The 25,630-nt window shown below is 29.3% G+C and carries 24 protein-coding genes; 21 read left to right on the top strand and 3 right to left on the bottom strand.

Annotation, left to right across the window (positions count from 1 at the left end; translation table 11 throughout):
- Window positions 1–47: 47 nt before the first annotated feature.
- The 3 genes from CLV86_RS07445 to CLV86_RS07435 are packed head-to-tail and all read right to left on the bottom strand — an operon-like array spanning window position 48 to window position 3,313.
- Window positions 48–620 (bottom strand): cob(I)yrinic acid a,c-diamide adenosyltransferase, encoded by a 573-nt coding sequence (locus CLV86_RS07445; RefSeq protein ID WP_076733650.1) that lies wholly within the window; start codon window positions 618–620, stop codon window positions 48–50.
- Window positions 621–670: 50 nt separating this feature from the next.
- On the bottom strand, window positions 671–1,444 hold the full coding sequence (locus CLV86_RS07440; protein ID WP_121051298.1) for an O-methyltransferase: 774 nt from the start codon (window positions 1,442–1,444) through the stop codon (window positions 671–673).
- 3 nt (window positions 1,445–1,447) lie between these two features.
- Entirely contained in the window at window positions 1,448–3,313 is a 1,866-nt protein-coding gene (locus CLV86_RS07435; RefSeq protein WP_121051296.1) for an ABC-F family ATP-binding cassette domain-containing protein, read from the bottom strand.
- Window positions 3,314–3,418: 105 nt separating this feature from the next.
- Between CLV86_RS07435 and CLV86_RS07430 the strand changes: the two genes are divergently transcribed.
- From CLV86_RS07430 to CLV86_RS07330, 21 genes are all read left to right on the top strand, one after another.
- Entirely contained in the window at window positions 3,419–4,219 is an 801-nt protein-coding gene (locus CLV86_RS07430) for a polysaccharide biosynthesis/export family protein (protein ID WP_121051294.1), read from the top strand.
- Between the two features lie 13 nt (window positions 4,220–4,232).
- Window positions 4,233–6,701: an exopolysaccharide transport family protein gene (locus CLV86_RS07425; protein WP_076733646.1), complete on the top strand. Its 2,469-nt coding sequence runs from the start codon at window positions 4,233–4,235 to the stop codon at window positions 6,699–6,701.
- The gene (locus CLV86_RS07420) at window positions 6,701–7,699 is read left to right on the top strand and encodes an SDR family oxidoreductase (RefSeq protein ID WP_121051292.1); all 999 of its coding nucleotides are present in this window, start codon (window positions 6,701–6,703) and stop codon (window positions 7,697–7,699) included. Before CLV86_RS07425 ends, CLV86_RS07420 begins: the two co-directional genes overlap by 1 nt.
- A complete protein-coding gene (locus CLV86_RS07415; protein WP_121051290.1) occupies window positions 7,686–8,570 on the top strand; it encodes an ABC transporter permease in 885 nt (294 codons plus the stop codon). Before CLV86_RS07420 ends, CLV86_RS07415 begins: the two co-directional genes overlap by 14 nt.
- A gap of 248 nt (window positions 8,571–8,818) precedes the next feature.
- Window positions 8,819–9,943 carry a non-hydrolyzing UDP-N-acetylglucosamine 2-epimerase gene (gene wecB, locus CLV86_RS07410; RefSeq protein ID WP_121051288.1) on the top strand — a complete coding sequence of 375 codons (1,125 nt, stop codon included), beginning with the start codon at window positions 8,819–8,821 and terminating at the stop codon, window positions 9,941–9,943.
- Window positions 9,930–11,219: an ABC transporter ATP-binding protein gene (locus tag CLV86_RS07405; protein WP_121051286.1), complete on the top strand. Its 1,290-nt coding sequence runs from the start codon at window positions 9,930–9,932 to the stop codon at window positions 11,217–11,219. The genes wecB and CLV86_RS07405 overlap by 14 nt, the downstream gene beginning before the upstream one ends.
- 25 nt (window positions 11,220–11,244) lie before the next feature.
- Entirely contained in the window at window positions 11,245–12,048 is an 804-nt protein-coding gene (locus tag CLV86_RS07400) for a class I SAM-dependent methyltransferase (protein ID WP_121051285.1), read from the top strand.
- Between the two features lie 18 nt (window positions 12,049–12,066).
- Window positions 12,067–12,987 carry a glycosyltransferase gene (locus tag CLV86_RS07395; RefSeq protein ID WP_121051283.1) on the top strand — a complete coding sequence of 307 codons (921 nt, stop codon included), beginning with the start codon at window positions 12,067–12,069 and terminating at the stop codon, window positions 12,985–12,987.
- 15 nt (window positions 12,988–13,002) lie between these two features.
- Entirely contained in the window at window positions 13,003–14,157 is a 1,155-nt protein-coding gene (locus tag CLV86_RS07390; RefSeq protein ID WP_147427019.1) for a glycosyltransferase family 4 protein, read from the top strand.
- Window positions 14,141–14,983: a glycosyltransferase family 2 protein gene (locus tag CLV86_RS07385; RefSeq protein WP_121051279.1), complete on the top strand. Its 843-nt coding sequence runs from the start codon at window positions 14,141–14,143 to the stop codon at window positions 14,981–14,983. Before CLV86_RS07390 ends, CLV86_RS07385 begins: the two co-directional genes overlap by 17 nt.
- 2 nt (window positions 14,984–14,985) lie before the next feature.
- On the top strand, window positions 14,986–15,921 hold the full coding sequence (locus CLV86_RS07380; RefSeq protein ID WP_121051277.1) for a glycosyltransferase family 2 protein: 936 nt from the start codon (window positions 14,986–14,988) through the stop codon (window positions 15,919–15,921).
- On the top strand, window positions 15,921–16,904 hold the full coding sequence (locus CLV86_RS07375) for a glycosyltransferase (RefSeq protein WP_121051275.1): 984 nt from the start codon (window positions 15,921–15,923) through the stop codon (window positions 16,902–16,904). Before CLV86_RS07380 ends, CLV86_RS07375 begins: the two co-directional genes overlap by 1 nt.
- Before the next feature lie 40 nt (window positions 16,905–16,944).
- Window positions 16,945–17,544, top strand: a complete 600-nt coding sequence (locus CLV86_RS07370; protein WP_121051273.1) for an acyltransferase — start codon at window positions 16,945–16,947, stop codon at window positions 17,542–17,544.
- A gap of 4 nt (window positions 17,545–17,548) precedes the next feature.
- Window positions 17,549–18,805, top strand: a complete 1,257-nt coding sequence (locus CLV86_RS07365; protein WP_121051271.1) for a glycosyltransferase family protein — start codon at window positions 17,549–17,551, stop codon at window positions 18,803–18,805.
- On the top strand, window positions 18,798–19,757 hold the full coding sequence (locus CLV86_RS07360) for a glycosyltransferase family 2 protein (RefSeq protein ID WP_121051269.1): 960 nt from the start codon (window positions 18,798–18,800) through the stop codon (window positions 19,755–19,757). The genes CLV86_RS07365 and CLV86_RS07360 overlap by 8 nt, the downstream gene beginning before the upstream one ends.
- Window positions 19,758–19,760: 3 nt before the next feature.
- Complete coding sequence (locus CLV86_RS07355; protein ID WP_121051267.1) at window positions 19,761–20,426, top strand: acylneuraminate cytidylyltransferase family protein; 666 nt, start codon at window positions 19,761–19,763, stop codon at window positions 20,424–20,426.
- On the top strand, window positions 20,419–21,462 hold the full coding sequence (locus CLV86_RS07350) for an N-acetylneuraminate synthase family protein (protein WP_121051265.1): 1,044 nt from the start codon (window positions 20,419–20,421) through the stop codon (window positions 21,460–21,462). The genes CLV86_RS07355 and CLV86_RS07350 overlap by 8 nt, the downstream gene beginning before the upstream one ends.
- Complete coding sequence (locus CLV86_RS07345; RefSeq protein WP_121051263.1) at window positions 21,462–22,049, top strand: LbetaH domain-containing protein; 588 nt, start codon at window positions 21,462–21,464, stop codon at window positions 22,047–22,049. Before CLV86_RS07350 ends, CLV86_RS07345 begins: the two co-directional genes overlap by 1 nt.
- Window positions 22,050–23,171, top strand: a complete 1,122-nt coding sequence (gene neuC / locus CLV86_RS07340; protein ID WP_121051261.1) for a UDP-N-acetylglucosamine 2-epimerase — start codon at window positions 22,050–22,052, stop codon at window positions 23,169–23,171.
- Window positions 23,168–24,556: a hypothetical protein gene (locus CLV86_RS07335; RefSeq protein ID WP_121051259.1), complete on the top strand. Its 1,389-nt coding sequence runs from the start codon at window positions 23,168–23,170 to the stop codon at window positions 24,554–24,556. Before neuC ends, CLV86_RS07335 begins: the two co-directional genes overlap by 4 nt.
- Window positions 24,547–25,629 (top strand): glycosyltransferase family 4 protein, encoded by a 1,083-nt coding sequence (locus CLV86_RS07330; RefSeq protein ID WP_249037465.1) that lies wholly within the window; start codon window positions 24,547–24,549, stop codon window positions 25,627–25,629. The genes CLV86_RS07335 and CLV86_RS07330 overlap by 10 nt, the downstream gene beginning before the upstream one ends.
- Window position 25,630: the final 1 nt, after the last annotated feature.

Raw genomic sequence — 25,630 nt, 5'->3', positions numbered from 1 at the left:
CAGTGTTATTTAATATTAGCTTTTAAAGTTTGTTTTCCTGTGTAACTTTAATGTTTCTCTGGAATCCATTTTACCTCATCTGCTTGCAAGTCTTGAGTCAACTTTCGTGCCAATACAAAAAGATAGTCAGAAAGACGGTTTAAATAGGTGAGTGCTTCTGGTAAAAATGGTTCTATATCATTTAAGGCAGACGCTAGTCTTTCCGCTCGACGGCAAACACAACGTGCTACGTGACAGAATGACACTGTTTGGTGACCTCCAGGTAATACAAAATGCGTCATTTGTGGTAGTTCCTCATTCATATTGTCCATTTCACGCTCTAATAGCTCGATATCTTCAGTAGTAATTTTATTTATATTTAAACGTTCTTTCCCGTTTTTTAAAACCATTTTATCAGGATCTGTTGCTAGTATAGCGCCAACCGTAAAAAGTTTATTTTGTATTGTTATAAGAATGTTTTTGTAAAGCTGGTTTATTTCTTGATCACGTATTAAGCCTATGTAAGAGTTTAATTCGTCTACGGTACCATAACTGTCTATTCTTATGTGATGTTTTGGTACGCGCGTACCACCAAATAATGCTGTGGTGCCTTTATCTCCTGTTTTTGTATATACTTTCATGTTTTTTAATTTATGGAAAGTTTCATTCTTTTCAAAGTTAAAATTTAAATTTACAAACGTATTGTAAAGTGTTCTTTGGCTTGTTCTTTTCTAAAAAATACAATGCCCCAAAAAAAAGTGTCTATTGTAACGGTTACTTGGGGATGTTGTTTTATAATTTCCCAAGCTTCGGTCATTTGTTTTGACCAATAAATATCGTCAAAAATAAAAACGGAATCGTTTGTTGCTGTTGGTAATAAGGTTTCAAAATAATTTAAAGTGGCTTCTTTTTGGTGGTTACCATCAAAATAAATTAAGTTGTATTTGTTTTCTGTTAGTGGCTCAATTACTTTTTTAAAATCTCCTGTAAGTACTTTTATGTTTTTTAAATTGAAGTTTTTAAAACTTTGTTTTGTAAATGCTGAAATGTTTGGGCAGCCTTCAATTGTGGTAATTTGTGCATTGGGATTACCTAGGTGCATGGCATGTGTTGCAATACCCATAGATGTACCTAACTCTAAAATATTTTGAAATTGAAAGTAGTTTACTAAACGGTAAAATAATTTGGCACGATGGTTTGTTGTGCCTGCATTTTTTGCAATTTTAGATATAATACGTGTATTGCTTTTTGTGGTTTGCGATCCTGCACCTAAATCTGTAACCTCAATAGTTTGCTGGTTTTGTAATAGTGTTTTTTTATAGTTTTTTAACTTACTATAGGCATTATGCTCTTTTTTACTGTAAAAGCATTTTGTTACTAAGCTATAAACAAAAGGAGATTGTACGCCGTGTTGGTTTGTAGAGCGTAGCCAAAATTTTATGTAGGCAATAATAAGTTTTCGCATGGTTTACTCTTCCATTTTTTCTGCTAGTTCTAGCCAGCGCATTTCTTTTTCTTCAATGCTATCTAATATTACTTGGAGTTTGTTTGATAACTCGTTAATTTCATCTGTAGATAAGTCTGGGTTTAAGAATTTTTTTTCTAATTCTATTTTATCAAACTCTAAAGATTTTATTTTGCTCTCTAAGTTTTTATATTCTTTTTGTTCGTTATAAGATAGTTTTACATTACTGTCTTTTTTCCAGTTTTTCTTTTCTTTTTTCTCCTCGTCTGTGGTTTCAGAAACAACAGGTTTGCTGTCTTCATATGCTCTAAAATCGCTATAATTACCAGGGAAATCTTCTACAATACCTTCCCCACGAAATACAAAAAGATGATCTACAATTTTGTCCATAAAATAACGATCGTGAGATACTACAAGTAAACAACCAGGAAAGTCTAACAAGAAACTTTCTAATACGTTAAGGGTAACAATATCTAAATCGTTAGTTGGTTCATCCAGAATTAAAAAGTTAGGATTTTGTATTAAAACAGTACAGAGGTATAAGCGTTTACGTTCGCCACCACTTAATTTCTCCACAAAATCATACTGTTTTTTTCTATCGAATAGAAAGCGTTCTAATAATTGCTGAGCACTAATTTGGCGTCCTTTTTTTAATGGTATATAATCACCAAATTCCCTTACAACATCTATAACTTTTTGTTGCGGTTTTGGTGTAATACCACCTTGCGTATAGTAACCAAATTTTACAGTTTCACCAATAATAATTTTTCCAGAATCTGGCTCTGCCGTTTGAGTAAGTATGTTTAAAAATGTAGATTTACCTGTGCCGTTTTTACCAATAATACCAACTCGTTCACCTTTTTGAAACATATAATTAAAGCCGTCTAAAATAACTTTGTCTTTGTAAGATTTGGATATTTTTTTTAGCTCTACAATTTTACTTCCCAAGCGCTCCATATTTAATTCTAATTGAATTTCATGGTCTTTTCTACGTTGGCTTGCTTTATGTTTAATTTCGGTAAAGTCGTCTATTCTAGATTTAGACTTTGTAGTACGTGCTTTTGGCTGGCGACGCATCCAGGTTAATTCTTTTTTAAAAAGTTGTTTGGCTTTGCCTACTTCTACATTATGTTGTTCTATTCTAGCTTCTTTTTTTTCTAGATAATAAGAATAGTTTCCTTTATAAGAATATAATTCACCATGATCAAGTTCTATTATTTCATTACAAACACGTTCTAAAAAATAACGGTCGTGCGTTACCATAAAAAGCGTGATATTTTCTTTTGCAAAAAACTCTTCTAGCCATTCTATCATTTCTAAATCTAAATGGTTGGTAGGCTCATCTAGAATTAAAAGGTCTGGTTTGCTTAAAAGAGCGTTGGCAAGCGAGAGACGTTTTTTTTGTCCGCCAGACATACTACTTACTTTTTGTTGTAGATTTTCTAGTTTTAGTTTAAAGAGAATTTGTTTGTATTGCGTTTCAAAATCCCATGCATTTTTAATATCCATTTGCTCGAAAGCAGCTTGATATGTTTCTGTATCTTCAGGGTTTAAAAGTGCTTTTTCGTAATTTTTAATAACATCTAAAATAGGATTATCGCTATTAAAAATGGTGTCTTGAACAGTTAGATTAGAATCTAAATACGGTTCTTGAGGTAAAAAAGAGACTTTAATATCTTTTCTAAAAATAACATTACCAGTATCTGGTTCGTCGGTTTTTTCAAGAATATTTAGAATAGATGTTTTACCTGTACCATTTTTTGCAACAAATGCTACTTTTTGGTCTTTATGGATACTAAAAGAAATGTCTTTAAAAAGCGTTAACTCTCCATAAGACTTCGATATATTTTCAACGGTTAAATAGTTCAATGGTCAATTTTTTTACAAAGAACGGATAAAAAACCAAAAAATCCGACAAAAGTTTTGTTATTCACGATGAAAAGCTATATTTGTGTCAATTAAAAGCACCCAAAAATGAATAAATTTATAGTGGCTATTGCTATACTATTCAGTGTATTATGTTCTTCATGTATCACTAACAAAGATGTGGTTTATCTTCAGGATAAAGGTACGGTTGTTAATGATTCTTTACATTTAAAAGATATGGGAAAACCATATCGCGTTCAAATTAACGATATTCTTAGCATAAATATTAAATCTACAGACTCAGAATTGGCTAAATTAGTAGCTATTTTTAATCCTACCGAAAGAATAGGAAATGTTAATGGTCAAGAAACTTTGTATTATGATGGCTTTACGGTAGATTTACACGGTAATATTGAGTTTCCCATTTTAGGAAAAATTAATGTTCTAGGCTATACTACAAATGAAATTAATGCAAAAGTAAAACAAGCTTTATTAGATAAATATTTAAAAGATGTTTCTCAAATTTTTATAACTGTAAAACTTGCAGGATTACGTTATACTGTTTCTGGTGAAGTAGAAAGCACAGGAGTTTTAACCTTATATCAAGATCGTGTTAATATAATTGAAGCTTTAGCAAACGCAGGAGATATAAAAGATACAGGAGATAGAACAGATATTTTAGTAGTAAGGCAATATCCACAAGGTCAAAAAATTCATCATATAGATTTAACAGATATGGCAGCAATGCAATCTCCATATTACTATATACAATCTAATGATATGATTTTGGTAAAACCATTAAAGAGAAAATCTTTAGGAGCTGGACAAACTGCGACACAGACTTTAACTACTATAGCTTCAATATTTTCTGTTTTAGTGTCTACTTATTTTTTAGCTAAAAACCTTTAAAAGGAATTATTTTATGAATGATGAATTTGAACTTTTAGAGTCCCAAGCACAATCACCTTTTGATGTAAAGGCTTTTTTAATACGTGCCTTAAGTTATTGGAAATGGTTTGTGTTGTGTATTGGCTTAGGTATTTTTATTGTATATCAACAAAACATTAGAAAACAACAATCATATAGATTAAGTACTCAAATTTCTATTGAAGACGATAAGAATCCACTTTTTACATCAAACACAAGCTTAACATTTAATTGGGGAGGCGTTTCTGGTAAAGTAAAAACAATTATGACAACTTTACAGTCTAGATCTCATCACGAAAAAGTTGTAGATACTTTAGCATTTTATAAAAAATATTTAAAGCAATCACGTTTTAGAAAAGACGATATTTATAAAGCTGCACCATTTGAAATTTCTTTAACACCAAATACTTACCAGGTATTAAACCATCCAATAAAAGTTACTTTTTTGGGAGGTGATAAATTAGAAATTCAAACAGAATTTGAATCTCCTACTTTAAGAACTCAGAATTTTGATACTAAAGAACATGAAACTATTAGTGCTACTAATGGTGTTAAAACATATCCAGCAACTTTAGGTGAGCCAATTAATTTGCCGTTTTTAAAAGGAACGATTACAAAAAGGGATAAACGCGATTTTAATGCTGGCGATGAGTATTATATTGAATTTAGTGATTTTGATGCTGTAGTTCGTAACTATAAAAATAAACTTAAAATAGATAACCCTATTAATTCCGCAATACTTAATTTAAGTATGACGGATGTAAATACAGCTAAAATTGTAGACTATTTAAATAAAACAGTTGATATTTTAAGAAAAGACCAATTAGATAAGAAAAATCTTTTTGTAACTAATACTATAGCATTTATAGATAAACAATTAGCTCGAGAAAAAGAAAATTTAATTTCTAGAACCGATTCTTTAAATAATTACCGCGAAAAAAATAAGATTTTTAATCTAGATGAAGAAAGTATTCAAATAAATGAAAAGCTTTCTGAATTAGAAACTGAAAGCGATAATATTAACCGAAAAATAGCTTATTATAGAAGCTTAAAAACATATTTAGAGACAAGTAATAGTTTTACCGAGTTGCCTGCTCCATCTATAGCAGGAATTGATGATACTAATATTTTAAATAATATAGCAAAAATAAATGCACTATCTGTACAGAAATCAAAATATGAAAGTACAGTAAGAAGTGACGCTTCAGTTTTTGTAGATTTAGATAATCAAATTGAAGCATTAAAATCTGTATTGTTAGAGAATATAAGCTCGGCTACTTCAGGTTTACGTCGCGAACTTAATTTTGTAAATGGTAAAATAGGACAGAGTACAAGTAAAATAAAAAAACTACCAAAAGACCAACAGCAATTGTTAACTATACAACGTCAATACGCATTAAGTGAACAAACATATAATATGTTTTTAGCTAAGCGTGGTGAGGCAGATATTATAAAGTCGGCTAGCGTAAGTGATGTTCAGGTTGTAGATCCTGCAAAAGATACAGGAGCAATACCTATAGATTTAAAATTAAGTGCACGTTATATTTTTGCTTTTTTAGGAGGTTTAATTATCCCACTATTAGTCGCGTTTTTAGTTACTTTTTTTGATAATAAATTACATAACCCACAGAGTTTAGAAAAATTATCAAAAATTCCATTATTGGGTGTTATAGGTAAAAATACAACAGTAAATAACTTAGCTGTACACTTAAAACCAAAATCTACTGTTGCAGAAGCATTTAGAGGTTTAAGATCTAGTTTGCAATACATGTATAAAAAACAAGCAAATGAAAGTTCTAAAACTATAATGCTAACCTCTTCGGTAAGTGGAGAAGGTAAAACATTTTGTTCTATTAATTTAGCTACAGTTTTTGCATTAAGCGGAAAGAAAACAATTTTAGTAGGCCTAGATTTAAGAAAGCCAAAAATATTTGATGATTTTGAGATTAAAAATAATATTGGCTCAGTAAACTATCTTATTGGTCAAAAAAGCTTAGAAGAGATTACTCAACAAACAAAAATCGAGAATTTAGATTTAATTGTATCTGGACCAGTACCGCCAAATCCATCAGAGTTACTAATGGGTGATATTATGGATCAATTTATAGCAGAATTAAAAGAAAAATACGATTACATTATTTTAGATACGCCACCAATTGGGCTAGTTGCAGACGCTATAGAATTAGTAGAATATGTAGATGCAACACTATACGTGGTAAGACAAGATTATACAAAAAAAGGTATGTTAAGTCTTATAAACGATAAATTTAAACGTAAAGAATTAAGTAATATAAGCTTTATCTATAATTTCTATAACCAAAAAGGAAAATATGGTTATGGGTACGGGTATGGTTACGGTTACGGTTATGGGTATGGTACCTATGGTAACGGTTATCATGAGGATGAAGAGAAAAATAGAGGGTTGTTAAACAGAATAACTAATATTTTTAAATTTAAAAAGTAGTGTTAGAAAGCAACTATAAATATCATACAAAAGACCTCTCTCAATATCAGTTTTTAATTACTGGAGGTGCCGGATTTATAGGCTCTAATATTGTTAACTATTTATTGAAAAATAATGCAAAACACGTGCGTGTTTTAGATAATTTATCTAATGGCTACAAAGCCAATATCGAATCTTTTTTAAACTTGCCAAATTTTGAATTTATAGAAGGAGATATACGCGATTTAGAGACTTGTAAACAAGCGATGATAGATATAGATTATGTTAGTCACCAAGCAGCATTAGGTTCTGTACCACGTTCTATAAACGATCCTATAACAAGTAACAATGTTAATGTGTCTGGTTTTTTAAACATGTTAGTTGCTTTAAAAGAGAGTAAAACAGTAAAACGTATGGTTTATGCTGCATCAAGTTCTACATATGGTGATAGTAAAACTTTACCCAAAGTAGAAGATACCATTGGTAAGCCTTTATCTCCTTATGCAGTTACTAAATATGTAAACGAGTTGTATGCAGATGTTTTTGGAAAAACATATAATACAGATGTAGTGGGCTTGCGTTATTTTAATGTATTTGGACCAAAACAAAGCCCAAATGGTGCCTACGCAGCAGTTATTCCACTATTTATGGAAGCTGTAAATAAAAATAAAGCAGCAACAATTAATGGTGACGGTAAACAAACTCGAGATTTTACATATGTAGATAATGCTGTTCAGGCAAATGTTAAAAGTTTTTTCGCCTCAGATAAAGCAAAAAATGAAGTTTTTAATATAGCATGTAGCGAAAGAATAAGTGTTAATAAACTTTGGAATACAATAAATGTTTCAGCAAAAAAAAATATCAAAGCAAAATTTGGCCCAACCAGAGCAGGCGATGTAAAAGACTCTTTAGCAGATATTAGTAAAGCTAAAGAATTGTTAGATTATCACCCACAGTTTTCTGTAAAAGAAGGTTTAAAACTTACTTGGGACTATTTTAAAAATAATGAAAGTGAATAAACCCGAAATAGTACAAGATTGGCTATATACCATTTCTCCAAAACGGAAATTAATAGATCTAAATTTTAAAGAAATTTGGAGATATCGCGATTTACTATTTTTATTTGTAAAGCGCGATATCATTACTCAATATAAGCAAACTATTTTAGGACCATTATGGTATTTTATTCAGCCTTTATTTACTTCGGTAATATTTACCTTAATTTTTAATAATTTAGCCTCTATACCAACAGGATCTGGTATACCATCGTTTTTATTTAATTTAGCAGGTATTACCTCATGGAATTATTTTAGTGCCTGTTTAACAGGAACGAGTGATACTTTTAAAGCGAACCAAAATATTTTTGGAAAAGTGTATTTCCCAAGAGTTATCACACCACTATCTGTAGTATTTTCTAATCTCTTAAAATTCGGAATTCAGCTATTAGTATTTATAAGCTTCTATATTTATTTTGTTTTTTTTACAAATCAAGCTGCTAATGCAATACCTCAAAGTGCTTTAGTCTTATTACCTTTTCTAATAATTTTTATGGGCTTATTTGGTTTAGGTTTCGGGATGATTTTATCGTCTATGACAACCAAGTATCGCGATCTAACTTTTTTAATAAGTTTTGGTGTACAGTTGCTTATGTATGGCTCTGCAGTAATGTACCCATTATCTTACTTTAAAGAAAAAGTGCCAGAATATTCATGGTTGGTAGAATATAACCCAATGACCACTATTATAGAATTGTTTAGATATATGACTTTAGGTGTTGGTGCGTTTTCACTAAACAATTTTTTATATGCCGGAATAATTAGTGTTGTTATTTTTTTAGTTGGGTTGATTATTTTTAATAAAACCGAGAAGAGTTTTATAGATACCGTTTAATATGGTGGTGAGGTGTTTTTTTAGTGAGAAATGAGTTGTGAGAATGAGAGGTTAGTGGTGAAGGAATGTTTCTTACATTCCATTATTTACAAATAAAAAAAATAAAGGATTGAGTAAGTAAACTATTTACAAATAAAGAGAAAAAAAATATCATATTAAAAGTCGAAAACATTTGTAAGTATTTATATGTTTAAGTTTTTTTTTTGATATCGATACTATTAATCCTAAAGTTTTAATTAATAAAAAATATGAGTAGTAATAAAACGGTTTTGATTTGTATTGGTACGAGACCAGAAGCTATAAAAATGGCTCCAGTTTATTTTGAATTTCAAAAAGCGGGATACAATACAAAATTATGTGTTACTGCTCAGCATAGAGATTTGTTAGATCAAGTACTGCAATTTTTTAAAATTGTTCCAGATTTTGATTTTGATTTAATGACGCCTAATCAATCATTAAATATATTAAGTTCAAGAATTCTAAATGGTATTGATGCTTTATTTTTAAGAGAACAAATAGATTTAGTTCTTGTTCATGGCGATACGACAACATCAAGTGTTATCGCATTGGCTGCGTTTAATAGAAAAATAAAAATAGGACATATAGAAGCAGGATTAAGGACTTATAATAGGTATTCTCCTTTTCCAGAAGAGATGAATAGACAATTAACAGGACGGCTTGCCGATTATCATTTTGCACCTAGTGAAAAAGCAAAGCAAAATTTAATTAATGAAGGTGTTTTAGAACAAAACATTTTAGTAACTGGTAATACCGTTATAGATGCCTTATACACAGCAGATACTATTTTAAATGCTGGTTATGAGTCTGAAATGATAGCGGAATTAAATAAAAACATTGATTTTACTAAAAAAGTAATTCTTGTAACAGGCCACAGAAGAGAGAATTTTGGTTTAGGATTTGAGTCTATTTGTAATGCATTAGTCGAATTGTCTCAAGACGACAAAATAGAAATTGTTTTTCCTGTACATTTAAATCCTAATGTACAAGAGGTTGTGTATAAGAGACTCTCTAATTTAAATAATGTGCATTTAATAGCTCCGTTAGATTATCCAACGTTTATTTGGTTAATGAAACAATCGGAAATTATAATCTCGGACTCTGGAGGTGTGCAAGAAGAAGCTCCAACTTTTGGTGTTCCTGTTTTAGTAACACGAACAGTTACAGAACGCCAAGAAGGTGTTGCTGCAGGTTGCTCTGTACTAGTAGGAACAGATCAAGATTTAATAGTATCTAAGGTTAAAGGCATTTTGTTAAACACTAAGGAAACAATTGTAAAGCATAATCCTTATGGAGATGGTAATGCATCAAGAAAAATTGTAGGTTATTTTGAAAATAGGTATGATAGAGCATAGTGACATTATATTAAAAGCCGAAAACATTTCTAAACAATACCGTTTAGGGCTTGTAGGTACAGGTACGATTTCTCACGATTTAAATCGTTGGTGGCATCGCATACGAGGCAAACAGGATCCTTATTTAAAAGTAGGAGAAAGTAACGACCGTAGTACTAAAGGACAAAGTGAGTATGTATGGGCTTTACAGGATATTAATTTTGAAGTAAAGCGAGGTGAAGTATTAGGTATTATAGGTAAAAACGGAGCAGGAAAATCTACATTACTAAAAATACTCTCAAAAGTAACAGGACCAACAACTGGAGAAATTAAAACACGAGGTCGTATAGCCTCTCTTTTAGAAGTTGGTACAGGTTTTCATGGCGAAATGACCGGACGTGAAAACATCTATTTAAATGGAGCAATTCTGGGAATGACAAAAAAAGAAATTGCCTCTAAAATAGACGAGATTATAGATTTTTCTGGGTGTGAACGTTATATTGATACACCTGTAAAACGCTATAGTTCTGGTATGACAGTGCGTTTAGCCTTTGCAGTGGCAGCTTTTTTAGAACCAGAGATATTAGTTATTGATGAGGTTTTGGCGGTTGGAGATGCCGAGTTTCAGAAAAAAGCAATAGGAAAAATGCAAGATATTAGTCGTGGTGATGGTAGAACGGTTTTATTTGTGAGTCATAATATGGCGGCGGTTAAGAGTTTATGTACTAGAGGAGTGGTATTGGAACATGGTAAAGTTGTTTTTGAAGGAAATCAAATTGAAAGTGTAAACTTTTATCTTTCAAATTCTAAAAAAATTGAACGAAGGGAATCAATTTTAAAACCATCACATAGACAAAGAAAAACATCTGGATTAGTAGAGTTAATAAAAATTTCTTCCAAGGAACCCATTGTTTGTGTTAGATCCAATTTAAATTTTGAAATTTTAATCAAAAGACATAAAAAAATAAAAGGATTATTAAATTTAAGTGGTACAATTTGTAATCAAAATGAAGAAGCTATAGGTTCTTTTTTTACAAAACCTTTTGAAATTATTGATGATAAGATGATTATTAATCTAAGTATAAATAATCATAATTTAACATTTGGAGAATATTTTATAAATATATCTTTATCTAAAGGGAGTTTGGCTGATTCTAATTTAGAAGATTTAGACCATGCTTATGAAGCTATTGGTTTTGAAGTTTTAAGTGAAACCAAAGATAAGAACTCTATAATAAAATGGAATAAAATTTGGGGAGATGTCTTTTTTGAGTCTAATATTGAAATTGTTCAGTAATTCAATATTTTAATTATATAAATTAATGAAAGCGTATCTAAAAAGAATATTAAATACTTACAGAGTTTCTAAAGAAATTTCAAAACACAAAGATTATAAAACAATATTTGACTTAGGTAAGACTTATATTAAGGATTCTTTTCATGTAGAAGGACAAAGTAAAACAAAAAAAGAAACGGCTAAATCACCTAAAAGATTTGATGTAATAAATTATCTACTTGATACTTTCTCACGTGACACTAATTATTTAGAAATAGGAGTGCGTTATCCAGAGCATAATTTTAATAAAATTAAAGCGAATAAAAAATATAGTGTAGATCCGGGTTTTGAGAATGAAACTAATCCTGTAGATTTTAAACTTACAAGTGATATTTTTTTTAATAAATTAAGTAAAAGTGAGGTGCTTTCAAATGATATTAAATTTGATGTCATATTTATTGATGGTTTGCATTTAGCAGAACAAGTTGAAAAAGACATAGAAAACGCTTTAAAATTTATTAAAGAAGATGGTTATATTGTTTTACATGATTGTAATCCTCCAACATTTTTTCACGCTAGCGAATTATACGAATATAGATTGTCTCCTGCATTAGGTAACTGGAATGGTACTACATGGAAAGCTTTTTATAAATACAGATTACAAGAGAATTTATACTCATGTTGTATTGATACAGATTGGGGAATCGGAATTATTAGTAAAACCAAAAGAATAGGCGATTTTTCAACAGTTAAAAATCCATATTTTGAATATGAAATTTTTAATAAAAATAGAAAGGAAAGTTTAAATTTAATCTCTTTTAAAGATTTAAAAAGGTCACTATCTAAATAAGATAAAGACTTGTGCAAAATGATAGCAATTGTTATTCCATATTATAAATTATCTTATTTTGAAGACACTTTAATTTCTTTAGCAAACCAAACGAATACTAATTTTAAAGTTTACATTGGAAATGATTCTAGTCCAGAAAATCCAGAATCACTAATAGATAAATATACTTCAAAATTAGACATTAACTATAAGAGGTTTGATACGAATTTAGGAGGTCAATTTTTAATTAAGCAATGGGAAAGATGTCTAAATATGGTAATTGATGAAGAATGGATTATGATACTTGGAGATGATGATTATATAGCTAATAATCTGATAGAATCTTTCTATGAGGAAATAACAAAATTTAAAGGAAAAAGTAATTTAATCAGGTTTTCTAGTTGCGTTGTCGGTGAGGATTCAAATGCAATTAACTCTAAAATTTATACGCATCCTATTTGGGAAACAGCCCAAGAATCTCTATGTAGAAAAATTACAGGAGCAACAAGAAGTTCGCTATCAGAGTATATTTTTTCGAAAGCTTTATATTTACAAAAAGGCTTTACGCATTATCCTCTTGCTTTTTATAGTGATGACAAAGCTTGGCTTGATTTCTCAAATAATAAACCTATTTATACTATAAATCAAGCTATTGTTAATATTAGGATTTCGAGTTTAAGTATTTCTGGTCGAACAGATAATTTAGACCTTAAAATTAAAGCGGAACAAAATTTTTATTCAGATTTATATTTTAATCAATTAAAAGAATTTAGCAAATCATGTAGATTACATATTATTCGTAAATATGAAATAGCTTTATTAAAGAGTAAAAAGCTCAACGTTTCTCAATGGATAAGTTTATATATATGCTATCTAAAAAATTATGATAAAAAACAGTTTTTTAAATTTAACAAAAGACTTATAAAAAGTTTAATTTTAAGGAAAAAGATAATGCATTAATCTGTTATAACTAAATTGAAAAACTCACTACTCATAACAACACCATATCTAAGTAATATTGGCGGAACAGAAATAGAAGCTGTTACAACAGCAGTGTTCCTTTATGACGCAAAACAATATAAGAGAATTTCAATTTTTACGCCAAAAAATATAAACAATAACCTATTCAAGACTATGGTTAATAATCGAGATATTCATTTTTTTAATTACCCAAAAGGTCTCGAAAGTTCGTTTATAACATTAATCGATAGATTGTTCTTCAAATTAAATTTTCGAATACGTTTTTCAGAATTTATATATTGGAAATATAAAAGTCTGTTTTATTCATCATTATATGTATTGGCTTATCCCAAAAGTGTTTATTTCTTTCCTATACTTAAAGCATTTTCAAAGCAAAAAAATAGAACAGCTAAGATAACACTATGGCATTTTAAAATTTTGGTAAAACAACATCTTAAATATTATAAAAAGTTTAATTCAATTGTTGTATTTAATACAAAGCAAAGCGATTTTTGGAAAGACAAATATAAATTAAACAACCTTTTTGTAAGTGATATTATTATTCCTAACGAAGAAAAATTATTAAATGTTGCACCTGTTAATTTTGATCTAGTTGATACTTTGAAATTCGGTTATTTAGGAAGGATTGCTAAAGAAAAAAATATTGAAGCTATGATTAAATTAATAGCTTTTTTAAATAATTCTAAAAATAAAAAAGTAACCTTGTTAATTCAAGGTGTTGGAGAAGAGGAGTACATTAAATCTTTAGTAGATTTGGCTGCAAGTTTGAATGTGTTAAAAAATATTTCGTTTAGCCAAAATGTAATATTACCAACGCAAATACACACATTTTACAAACAAATACATGTTTTTTTAGTAACCTCTTTACACGAAGGCGGTCCTATTACAGCGCTAGAAGCTGCTGCTGCAGGAAGGATGTTATTAAGTTATAATGTTGGTGCAATGCAGGATAGGTTTAGTACAATACCTTGTGTAGTTAATAATTCGTTTGAAGCATTATGCGACTCTGCTATGAATTTTATTAATCTAGATTATCAAGAAAAGAATGATATTATATTTAAATTAAAAGAATTATATAAATCAAAATTATCTAACACAAATAAAGGTCAAGAACTATCAAAAATATTAAGAAATGCATTCAAACAGTAGACCTTTAGTATCTTTTGTAATTCCGTGTTACAACGATTTTGAGTATATTGAAGAAGCAGTAGATTCAGCATTAAACCAAACTTATAATAATATAGAAATTATTGTTATAGATGATGGTTCTAATAGCAAGACAAAATCTATACTAAAAGAAATTGAACCTAAAATTTCTAAGCTTATTACTCAAGAAAATAAAGGACAAAGTACAGCTAGAAATGTGGGTATTGAAAATGCTAACGGACAGTATATTGTTGTTTTAGATAGTGATGATTATTTTGAACCTACATTTTGTGAGAAAGCTATTGAAATAATTACCAATAATAGCTCAGTTAAATTAGTAACATGTTTTGTAAATATTTTAGACCCAAATGGAAAAATATCTTTTTTTAAACCCAAAGGTGGTAATGTTTCAAATTTTTTAACCAGCAATAGTGCTTTAGGTTCTCTTATGTTTAGAAAATTAGATTGGAAAATATCACATGGTTATGATGAATCAATGCGTTTCGGTTTTGAGGATTGGGAGTTTTATTTAAGACTTTTAGAAAATGGAGGAGAAACATTTGTTATAAGAGAATATTTATTTAACTATAGAAGGAGGGCTAATTCTACAACAAATAGTGCGAATAAAGTAAAATATGACTTAACTAAGTTTATTCATTTAAAAAATAAGAAAATATATATAAAGTATATCGAAGACTATATTAATCAGGTATATAAAAAAATCGAATTAGAAGAAAGAGAAAAAATAAAACAAAAAGAAAAATTAGAGTTTAGGATTGGATATTATTTTTTAAAACCTTTGAGATTTTTTAAATCATTTTTTTATTAATTATGAAACCAACAGTTACTATATTATTAGCAACATATAATAGAGCGCATTTAATTGGTGAAACCTTAAACTCTATAATTAACCAAACTTATGAAAATTGGAAATGTATAATTATTGATGATAACTCAAAAGATAATACAAAGACGTTTGTAGAAGAAGAATTTATCGAAAAAGATACAAGATTCAAGTTTTATACTAAGGATAACTCTAAATATCCTCAAGGATTAGGTGGCTCTAGAAATATGAGTCTTGATATAGCAGAAGAGATTAATGCAGAATACATTCATTTTTTTGATGATGATGACTTAATGCATCCAAGAAAATTAGAATTACAGATGGATATGCTGTTATCTAATTTAAATTATTCTTTTGTAACCTGTGAATATGAACATTTGGACACTAATAAAGTTCTTAGTAAAGAGTTGAAAAGCTCTAATTTACCATTGTTCTCAAATAATATTCTAGAAGATTTTATTACTAGAAGTAATAAAGTTTTTTTAAACTCCTGTGGCCCAATCTGGAGATTAAAAGTTTGGAAAAATATTAGATTTAATGAGTCGTTAAAAATAGCTGAAGAGTTTGAGGTGTATTCAAGATTGTTTATTGCGATAGAAAATATTAAATATGGAGCAGTTCAAAATATTTTATTTTTTTACAGAAAACATGAATTATCTAATACAAAAAACCGATACAAGGATTGGCAAATTAAAGATTCTTTGTATTCTACAGATTTAAGCATTTTTGATGAGTTATTGGATAAAAATAAAATGTCTAAGACTCTACTTAATTACTATATTAAAAAATATGTTTTCACTTCGTTTGATAATACTTTTAATAATAAAATAGAGGAATACATTAAAGAAAATAAATTAAATTACTTGAAACTGGTAATCAAGGGTTTTAATATAATGAAAAAAATCTTTAGTAAAATTTTATAATGAGAACAGGAGTAAATCCAGAAAAATATAAAGATTTAGAGAATAAGCGCTATGCTCATAGGATAATAATACCTGTTTATATCCCGAATCTAGAAGATGAGTATTATAAAAACTCATTAGTAGTTTTTAAAACGTGTTTAGAAAACTTAGTGAATACTATAGACCATTTAAAAACCGCAATTACAGTAATTAATAATAATAGTTGTGCAGAAGTTGGTGAATTAATAAATAGTTATTCTAGTTTTATAGAAAAAGTCGTAATCTATAAAGAAAATAAGGGAAAAGTTTACGGTATAATAGATGAAGTAAGAGGTGTTTTCGAGCCGTATGTTACAATATGTGATGCAGACGTTTTATTTCTTAAAGGATGGGAAGAAAACGTTTTTAAAATTTTTAATACATATAAAAAAGCTGGTGTTGTTGCTCCTTTGCCATGTCAAGGTTTAGCATTTAAGAATAATAGTGCTGTTTTTTTTGATAGTTTTTTTACAAATTCTTTAAAGTATGGTAAAATTGTTTCAGAGGATGATAATAAACTATATATCGAAGGATTAGGAAATGAGGCTATTTTAAATAGAAATAATCGAGAGTTTCATTGGTATGAAAAACAGTATTACTTAAAAAAGGACGATGTAGTAGCAATAATTGGTTCAGGTCATTTTGTTGCAACTTACAAAAGCGAAATTTTTAAAAATGAAAATTCATTTCCAGAAATCAAATTTATTAATGGTTACGAAGACAAATTTATTGATATTCTAGCAGATAAAAATAATATGTATAGATTATCTACAGCTAAAGCGTATGCCTATCATATAGGAAATCAATTAGATAATAATATTGATAAATTAATAAAAAGAAGCTTAGAATTTAAAGTGGAAAATACTTACCAATATAAAGATGTTCCTAATAGTAAAAGATTAAATGCGCCTTTTGGTTTGAGAAAATTATTTTTTAGAGTTTTAAAGAAGTATAAAAAATTATAATAGTAGAATTTAAGACCGAATTTTGTAATGTAGTAAGCTTATGAGGCTAAAAAAAATAATATTAAAATTTGTAAAACACTTACCAACCTCTAATGTTAAAGTAATGCTATTAAAAACCTTTAAAGGTTATAATATAGGCAAGAATGTAACAATAGGAAAAGCATATTTTAACTGCGAAACCTTAAACATTGGAGACAATGTAAAAATAGCTAATGGAAACAATTTTACATGTAATACTTTAATAATTGGAGATAATACTGTATTTCATTCCAATAATAACATTGTTGGCAGTGGTGTTTTTAAAATTGGAAATAATTCTAGAGTTATAAATAATCACTATTTCGATGTTTGGAATAACATAACTATTGGAAATGATTCATGGATTGCAGGAAAAAATTCTGAATTTTGGACGCACGGTTCAATACATACAAAGACAGGTAAGAATTTAGACATAGAAATTGGTGATAATAATTATATAGGTTCATCTTGTAAGTTTGCGCCAGGCGTAAAAATAGGTTCAATAAATATAGTAGGATTAGGAAGTGTTGTAACTAATAGTTTTAATACTAATAATAATATTATTGCAGGAAATCCTGCAAAAATTGTAAAAAATAATATCGATTGGAGAGTCAATTGGTAAGTGTATGAATACTAAAAACAATATATTAGTTATAGCAGAATCTATAGATGTCAATGCAACAAGTGGTGCCAAAGCCAATGTCGCATTAATTAATGCTTTACTGTTATGTAATTATACTGTAACAGTATTGCATTATACACGCAAAGCAATACTGCTGCCTGATGTAAACTGTATTAATATTAAAGAAAATAAAAGTAGTCTGTATTATTTTTTAAGTCGTGCACAGCGTGTATTTCAAAGAGTAACAAAAATTAATATTTCTAGAAACTTAGAGCGTATATTCGGTCATTCCTTTACCTTTTATAACGATTCTAAAAGTATTACAAAGGCTATAAGTAAACATTATAACAATCACGATTTAATAATAACTTTAAGTCAAGGCGCTAGTTTTAGACCGCATCATGCTCTATTAAGTTTGCCAGAACTTTATAATAAGTGGTTGGCTTATGTGCATGATCCTTATCCGTTTCATTTGTATCCAAAGCCTTATAATTGGGTCGAATCAGGATATAAACAAAAAGAGCAGTTTTTTAGAACAGTTTCAGAGTCTGCCAAATACTCAGCGTTTCCAAGTCAATTATTAAAAGAATGGATGGGACAATTTTTTCCTAAGTTTTTAGACACAGGATTAATAATACCGCATCAGCAGTTAAAAATAGATGTTTTACAAGATTTAGGAGAGTATAATTCACTTTTAGATGAAAATACATTCACTTTATTGCATGCAGGAAATTTAATGAAGCAACGCCCACCATTTGTATTAATTAATGCTTTTAAAAAATTTTTAGAAGCGAACCCAAAAGCTAAACAACACTCTAGATTGTTATTAATTGGGCCAGCAAGTTATCATAAAAAAAACCTCGAAAAAGAGTCAGTATTACTACCGCAATTAAAATTACATTTACAAAGTGTGCCTTTTGAAATAGTTAATACATTACAGCATAATGTTTCGGTAAATATTATTTTAGAATCAAATTCAGAAATTAGTCCTTTTTTACCAGGTAAATTTCCACATTGTGTTTATGCTAATAGACCTATTTTAGCCTTAAGTCCAAAGCAAAGTGAAACGAGAAGGTTACTAGGAGAAAAATATAAATTTCAAACAGAAGTGCATAAAGTTGAGGAAATTATATCACATATAACAGAGCTTTATCAAAACTGGAAAGATTCAAATCTAAAACTTAATAGGCCCGATTTGCAAAATTATATTGGATTAAAATATTTTAAAGACCAATTTGAAAAAATAGAAACAAATGGATAAAGATGTATTAGTTTCTATAATCATACCAAATTATAATAGTGCAAAGTTTATACAAGACACTATTTTGAGTATTAAAAATCAAACGTCTAAAAATTGGGAATGCATAATTGTTGATGATGGTTCTACTGATAATAGCTTATTAATTATCAATAATAATATAGTTAATGATGCTAGATTTAAATTGTACAAAAGACCTCAGAACCTTGTTAAAGGAGGTAATTCTTGTAGGAATTATGGTTTTGAAAAATCTAATGGAGCTTTAATAAATTGGTTTGATAGTGATGATGTAATGCATCCCGATTTTATTGAGAAAAAAGTAAGTTGTTTTTTTAAAAATAATAATTTAGATTTTGTTGTTTCTGGAGGCGATTTTGTGGACAAAGATTTAAATCTTATAAAAAAAATGCCAATTTACGATACAAATAATGTTTATAAAGAATATTTTTTTTGGAGATTGAAGATTGTAACCAATGCAGTCATGTTTAAAAAATCATTTTTAAAAACAAATGAGTTGTTCAAATTAGATTTAACAAAAGGACAAGAATTTGAATTATTTACACGATTGTTCTATAAAAACGATAAATATAATATTATTACAGATAGTTTATACAGTTACAGGTCTCACCCAAATTCAATTAGTAGTAAAAGTAAAAGTTACATTCCTGAAAATAAATATTCTGAAACCTATACCGTTTTTCAAAATTTAAAAAGAAACCTAAAAGAAGATTCTGAAATCACTCAAAGTTGTTTTAGGTTGTTAATTACAATGTATAGGAAATCTTTAAGCAATAATGATAGAAAGAATATAAATTATATAGAAAAAAACCTAGAGAAATTAGATATTAGTAATAAGAAACTAGTAATAAATGTACTACGCTTTGTGAAAAAAATGCCCTTAATTTTTAATAGCTTAGCATGGAATAAAATAATATACAGAATAAAAATAGCATAACCTATCAAAACGATCGCCATTATACCAGCTAGAGGCCACTCCAAACGCCTACCTAAAAAGAACATAAAACTTTTGGGAGGTATACCATTATTGGTGCACAGTATTAATTATGCTAAACAGTTTGATTTTATAGACGCTGTTTATGTGTCTACAGATTGTGAGTCTACTAGGGCAATAGCATTAGCTCATGGCGCTGAGGTAATAGAAAGACCAAAGCATTTAGCTGGAGATTTTGAGCCTACGGTAAGTGCATTAAAACATGTTTTAGGCGCTATAAATACTAAAGTAGATGCTGTGGTACTATTGCAAGCCACTAATCCGTTAAGACCAAAAGAATTATTACAAGATGCATTTACTATTTTTAATCAAGTAAAAGCAGGCAGTTTGTTTACAGTGTCTCAAAATCATCTTAAATTTGGGACTATAAAAAACGAGCAGTTTAAACCCTATAATTATAAACCAGGACAGCGCAGTCAAGATTTAGAACCTTTGTATTATGAAAACGGTTTACTATACATCACCAAGGCTAGCTGTATTTTAAATGATGAAATTATAACTAAGGATGCCTATCCTTTAGTAATTGATCATCCTTTTGCAAAAGTTGATATCGATACACAAGACGATTTTGATTATGCTGCGTTTATGCTAAACCATTACAATAATGAGTAATCCATACATAGAAATAGCCGGTAGAAAAATAGGCCCAGATTATCCACCATTAGTTATTGCCGAAATTGGTATAAACCATGAAGGCTCTTTAGAAATAGCAAAGCAAATGGTAGATGCTGCACATCGTGCAGGTGTTGAGGTTGTAAAACACCAAACTCATATTGTAGCCGATGAAATGAGTAGTGCAGCAAAACAAGTGATTCCTGGTAATGCAGACGTATCTATTTACGATATTATGGAACGTTGCTCATTAGATGAAGCCGATGAATTAACGCTTAAACATTATGTAGAATCTAAAGGCATGATTTTTATTTCTACGCCATTTTCGAGAGCAGCAGCTGAGCGTTTAAAACGTTTTGATATTCCTGCCTATAAAATAGGTTCGGGAGAATGTAATAATTATCCGCTTTTAGAGCATATTGCACAATTTGGAAAACCTGTAATATTAAGTACAGGTATGAATACCATAGACAGTGTAAAAAAAGCAGTCGCTATTTTTGATAAATATAAAGTGCCAGTTGCTTTATTGCATACCACAAATTTATACCCAACACCAACACATTTAGTCCGTTTTGGCGCTATGATGGAGTTGCATGAAGCGTTTCCTGATAAAGTATTTGGATTGAGTGATCACACTTTAAATAACAATGCGTGTTTAGGTGCTGTAGCACTTGGCGGATCGATTTTAGAACGTCATTTTACAGACCATATGGAACGCAAAGGACCTGATATAGTGTGTAGTATGGATGAGCAAGCCTGTAAAGCATTAATAAAAGACAGTGCCGAAATGGCATTAATGCGAGGTGGCACTAAGGCACCTGCAAAAGAAGAGCAAGTGACTATAGATTTTGCATTTGCAACGGTATGCACTATAAAGGCAATAGCAGCAGGTGAGACTTTTACAAAAGACAATATTTGGGTAAAACGACCAGGAACAGGTTCAATTTTGGCTGATAAATTTGAAGACGTTTTAGGTAAAAAAGCAACCAGATCCATAGCAAATGATGAACAATTAACTTGGGCAGATATTAAGTAATGGTAGAATTTGTTTCATTTTTATTAACTAAAGTTTATAAACCAATAGCAATACCTGAAAAGGTAATTGATGCGGCTTTTAAAAAAACAATTAAAGATGTAAACTATCATTTGCCAAATTTAAGTAAAGCAGAAATACAACAACGAATACAAACAAATAGTAATGAACTGGCTGTTTTTCTTTATCGATTAGGAAATGAGTTGCACAATACAAATAACGAAAAATGTAAACCGCAAATTCATTGGTTATTAAAGGAACTTTGTGCTTGCGAAATTTATTTTAATAATACTATTGGCGAAGGATTTTGTGTAGTGCATGGCCAGGGCACAGTAATAGGAAGTAGAAATATTATTGGTAAAGGTTTTGTAATCCATCAAGGTTGTACTATTGGTCATAAAAAAAATGGAGAAGGTAGTGGGCTTACTATTGGAAATAATGTAAAGTTGTATTGCAATTCTTCAATTCTAGGCGAATTAAACATTGAAGATAACGTTATTATTGGAGCGCATGTGTTGGTGAGTAAAAATGTAAAAAGGAATAGTATTGTTTTAAATGACGACACATTAAAAATAAAGGCTATAAAATAAATGAAAAAAATAGCGTTTTTAACAGGTACACGGGCAGATTTTGGAAAAATAAAATCCTTAATTCAAATCCTTGAAAATCAAGAAGATTTTGAAGCACATATTTTCGTTACTGGTATGCATATGCTTGAGGAATATGGTTACACACTTATAGAAGTCGAGCGTTGCGGATTTAAAAATATTTCAACTTTTAATAATCATACACACGAAGCGACTATGGATTTAACATTGGCGAAAACCATTTCTGGTTTTTCGGCGTTTGTTAAAACTACACAACCAGATCTAATAGTTATTCATGGCGATCGTGTAGAAGCTTTAGCGGGAGCAATTGTTGGTAGTTTAAATAATATTTTAGTGGCGCATATTGAAGGTGGTGAATTGTCTGGAACTATAGACGAGCTTATACGCCATGCAACCAGTAAAATGAGTCATATTCATTTTGTAGCCAACAAGAATGCAAAAAATCTTTTAAAACAAATGGGAGAATTACCAGAATCTATATTTACTATTGGTTCTCCAGATATAGATATTATGTTCTCTAATACATTGCCAGATTTAGAAACGGTAAAAACATATTATAATATTCAGTTTTCTAATTATGCAGTAGCTATGTTTCATCCGGTAACTACGGAATATAACAACATGGCAGTTTATGCGCAAAACTTTGTAAGCGCACTTATAGCAAGTAATAAAAACTACGTAGTAATTTTTCCTAATAACGACTTAGGAAGTAAAATTATACTAAAAGCTTATAAGCAACTCATGCAACACGAGAAGTTTAGAGTGTTTCCTTCGGTTAGATTTGAATATTTTTTAACACTCTTAAAAAATGCAGAATTTATAATTGGAAACAGTAGCGCTGGAATTAGAGAAGCACCTTATTATGGTATACCAACTATTAATATTGGAACCAGACAAGATAATCGGTCATCTTTAAATTCTATTATTAACACCAGTTATAACGCTAAAGATATAGAAAATGCTATCGCGTGTAAGAAAATAATTAAAACAAAAGAAGAAGTGGCTTTTGGCATAGGAAATAGTGCTCAGGCTTTTTTAGAAACTTTAAAACTTCAAACATTTTGGAACACTAATCACCAAAAACAGTTTATTACATTGTCATGAAAACATTAGGCTTAGTTATTACAGATGGTGTTGGTTTTAGAAATTATATATTAAGTGATTTTTTAAACGCTGCTGAAAAAGAATTTAACAATATTGTAATATTATCATGTTTACCAGCGTCAGTTTATAAAGGACACACAAATTGTCGTATTATAGAATTAAACGTTTTTAAAGAACACTATAAAACATGGTTTTTTAGAAAAGCGAAAGAAGTCGCACATTTAAAATTACATGCCAAAGGAAATTTTGGTATTCAACATAACTTATCTGTTAATACTTCTAAATTAAAAACAACAAGAGGTTATGGAACGCGATTTATCTATAAATTAACCAATTTTTTTCATTCTGAAAAAAATATTCAAACTTTTCAAAACTTACAAGATTTTACCTTTTCCAGTAATAAAATAACTAAGGAATATAAATGTATTTTAAAACAAGAAAATTTTGATATTTTATTCTTTACGCATCAACGTCCTCCATACATTGCACCTTTAGCATACGTTGCAAAAAAATTAAAAGTAAAAACAGCAGCCTTTATTTTTAGTTGGGATAATTTAGCTTCCAAAGGAAGAATGGCTTCAAATTTCGATTACTATCTAGTTTGGAGTAATTTAATGAAAAAGGAATTAGAGCAATTTTACAGTAAAGTAAATCAAAAAAACATAAAGGTTATTGGGACACCACAATTCGAGCCTTACGTTATGGATAAATACAAAACAGATAAATTAAGTTTTTTTAAAAAATTTAATTTAGACCTAACAAAAGGTTTGGTTTGTTATAGTTGTGCAGATAAAAGTATTGGTGCTAATGATAGCGTACATATAACCTCTGTAATGCAATACCTAAAAAATAAACCAGAACTTAATTTACAATTATTAGTAAGAACTTCTCCTGCCGAAGATGGCTCGCGATTTGAGTCTTTAAAAAGTAAATTTCCAGAAATAATATGGAACGTACCAAAATGGAATTTAACAAGAAGTAACCATGCAGAGTCTTGGTCGCAACGCATTCCATCTATTGAAGATGTTAAAGATTTGAGAGCTGTTTTAGAATTTTCAGATGTTAACGTAAACATGTGCTCTACAATGGGATTGGATTTTATGTTGTTTAATAAACCAGTTATTTACACTGTTTTTGGAAACGAAAGTAACGGACTTTATAACGATCAACTGTTTTTAAATTATGCACATTTAGAATATGTTATAGATAGTAAAGCTGTAGCGATTGCAAAAAATGAAACCGAATTGCATAAATACTTAACGGAAGCTTTACAGCAACCAGAATTAAGAAAAGAATATAGAGAAGCACTTATTAAATTAGAGATTAGTAAGGAACTTAAAGGAACTAGTAGTAGAATTGCAAAAACATTATTGGAATGGTCGTAAAACAACACATTGCCATAATTTGTAACTATAAACTACTAGAAAACCGAATTGGTGGCATGGATTATTTTTTCTGGGCATTTAATAAAAAATGTGAAGAACAAAATATAACTGTTGATTGGTTTTTTCCGAATAGAGCAACGCACGGCGATTATAATACATTTAATATTATCGCTAATTTAAACACTTCAATTGAAGCATCATTCATTAATCATATAAAAAATAATAAAACGCATTACACATATGTTATTACTCATTTTGTAGAGTTATGCACTTCATTTCATGCTGAGGTCAAAAAAATATTAAATACAAAAATTATAGCAGTAGATCATAATCCAAGACCTTTAGGTGGTTATCCGCTAGTAAAACAACTTAAAAAGCGAGTAAAAGGCTATTTATATGCCAAACATATCGATCAATTAATTGGTGTTTCAGATTATACTAGTCATGCTATTTTAAACGATTTTGGTTGGTTTTTAAAACCTAAGACAAAAACAATTTACAATGGCGTTTTAATACAAGATATTATACCTAAAACTACCCAGAGAGCCACATTGAATCCTAAATTTTTAGTGGTGTCTCATTTACGATTTTCAAAAGGTATTCAAGATTTAATTATTGCGGTTAGTAAATTACCACAACCTTTAATTAAAAATTTAAAAATTGACGTTTACGGAGATGGACAATATAAAACTGAGCTATTAAAACTAGTAACCTTACATAAATTAGAATTTGTTTTTAATTTTAAAGGCAATAGTGCTTCATTAAAATCAACTTATCAACATTACGATTATATGTTGCAACCAACACATATGGAGTGTTTTAGCTTATCTATTTTAGAAAGTTTAGCAGCAAATATTCCAGTAATTACAACACCAGTTGGAGGCAATGAAGAAGTGATTACAAACGGCGAAAATGGTTATATATTTAAAACTAAAGATATACAGGCGTTAACTGTACTTTTACAATCTATAATTACAGGAGAAAAGCAGATTAAAATTAATACAAGGGATTTAATTGAAACCAAGTTTTCTATAGATTTTATGGTAGAAAAACACTTAAACCTTTTAAAATAAA

The sequence above is a fragment of the Lacinutrix venerupis genome (assembly GCF_003663945.1).
Taxonomy (GTDB): Bacteria; Bacteroidota; Bacteroidia; order Flavobacteriales; family Flavobacteriaceae; genus Lacinutrix; species Lacinutrix venerupis.
The sequence above is the reverse complement of the archived record's forward strand: the minus strand, read 5'-3'. Positions and strand labels throughout refer to the sequence as shown.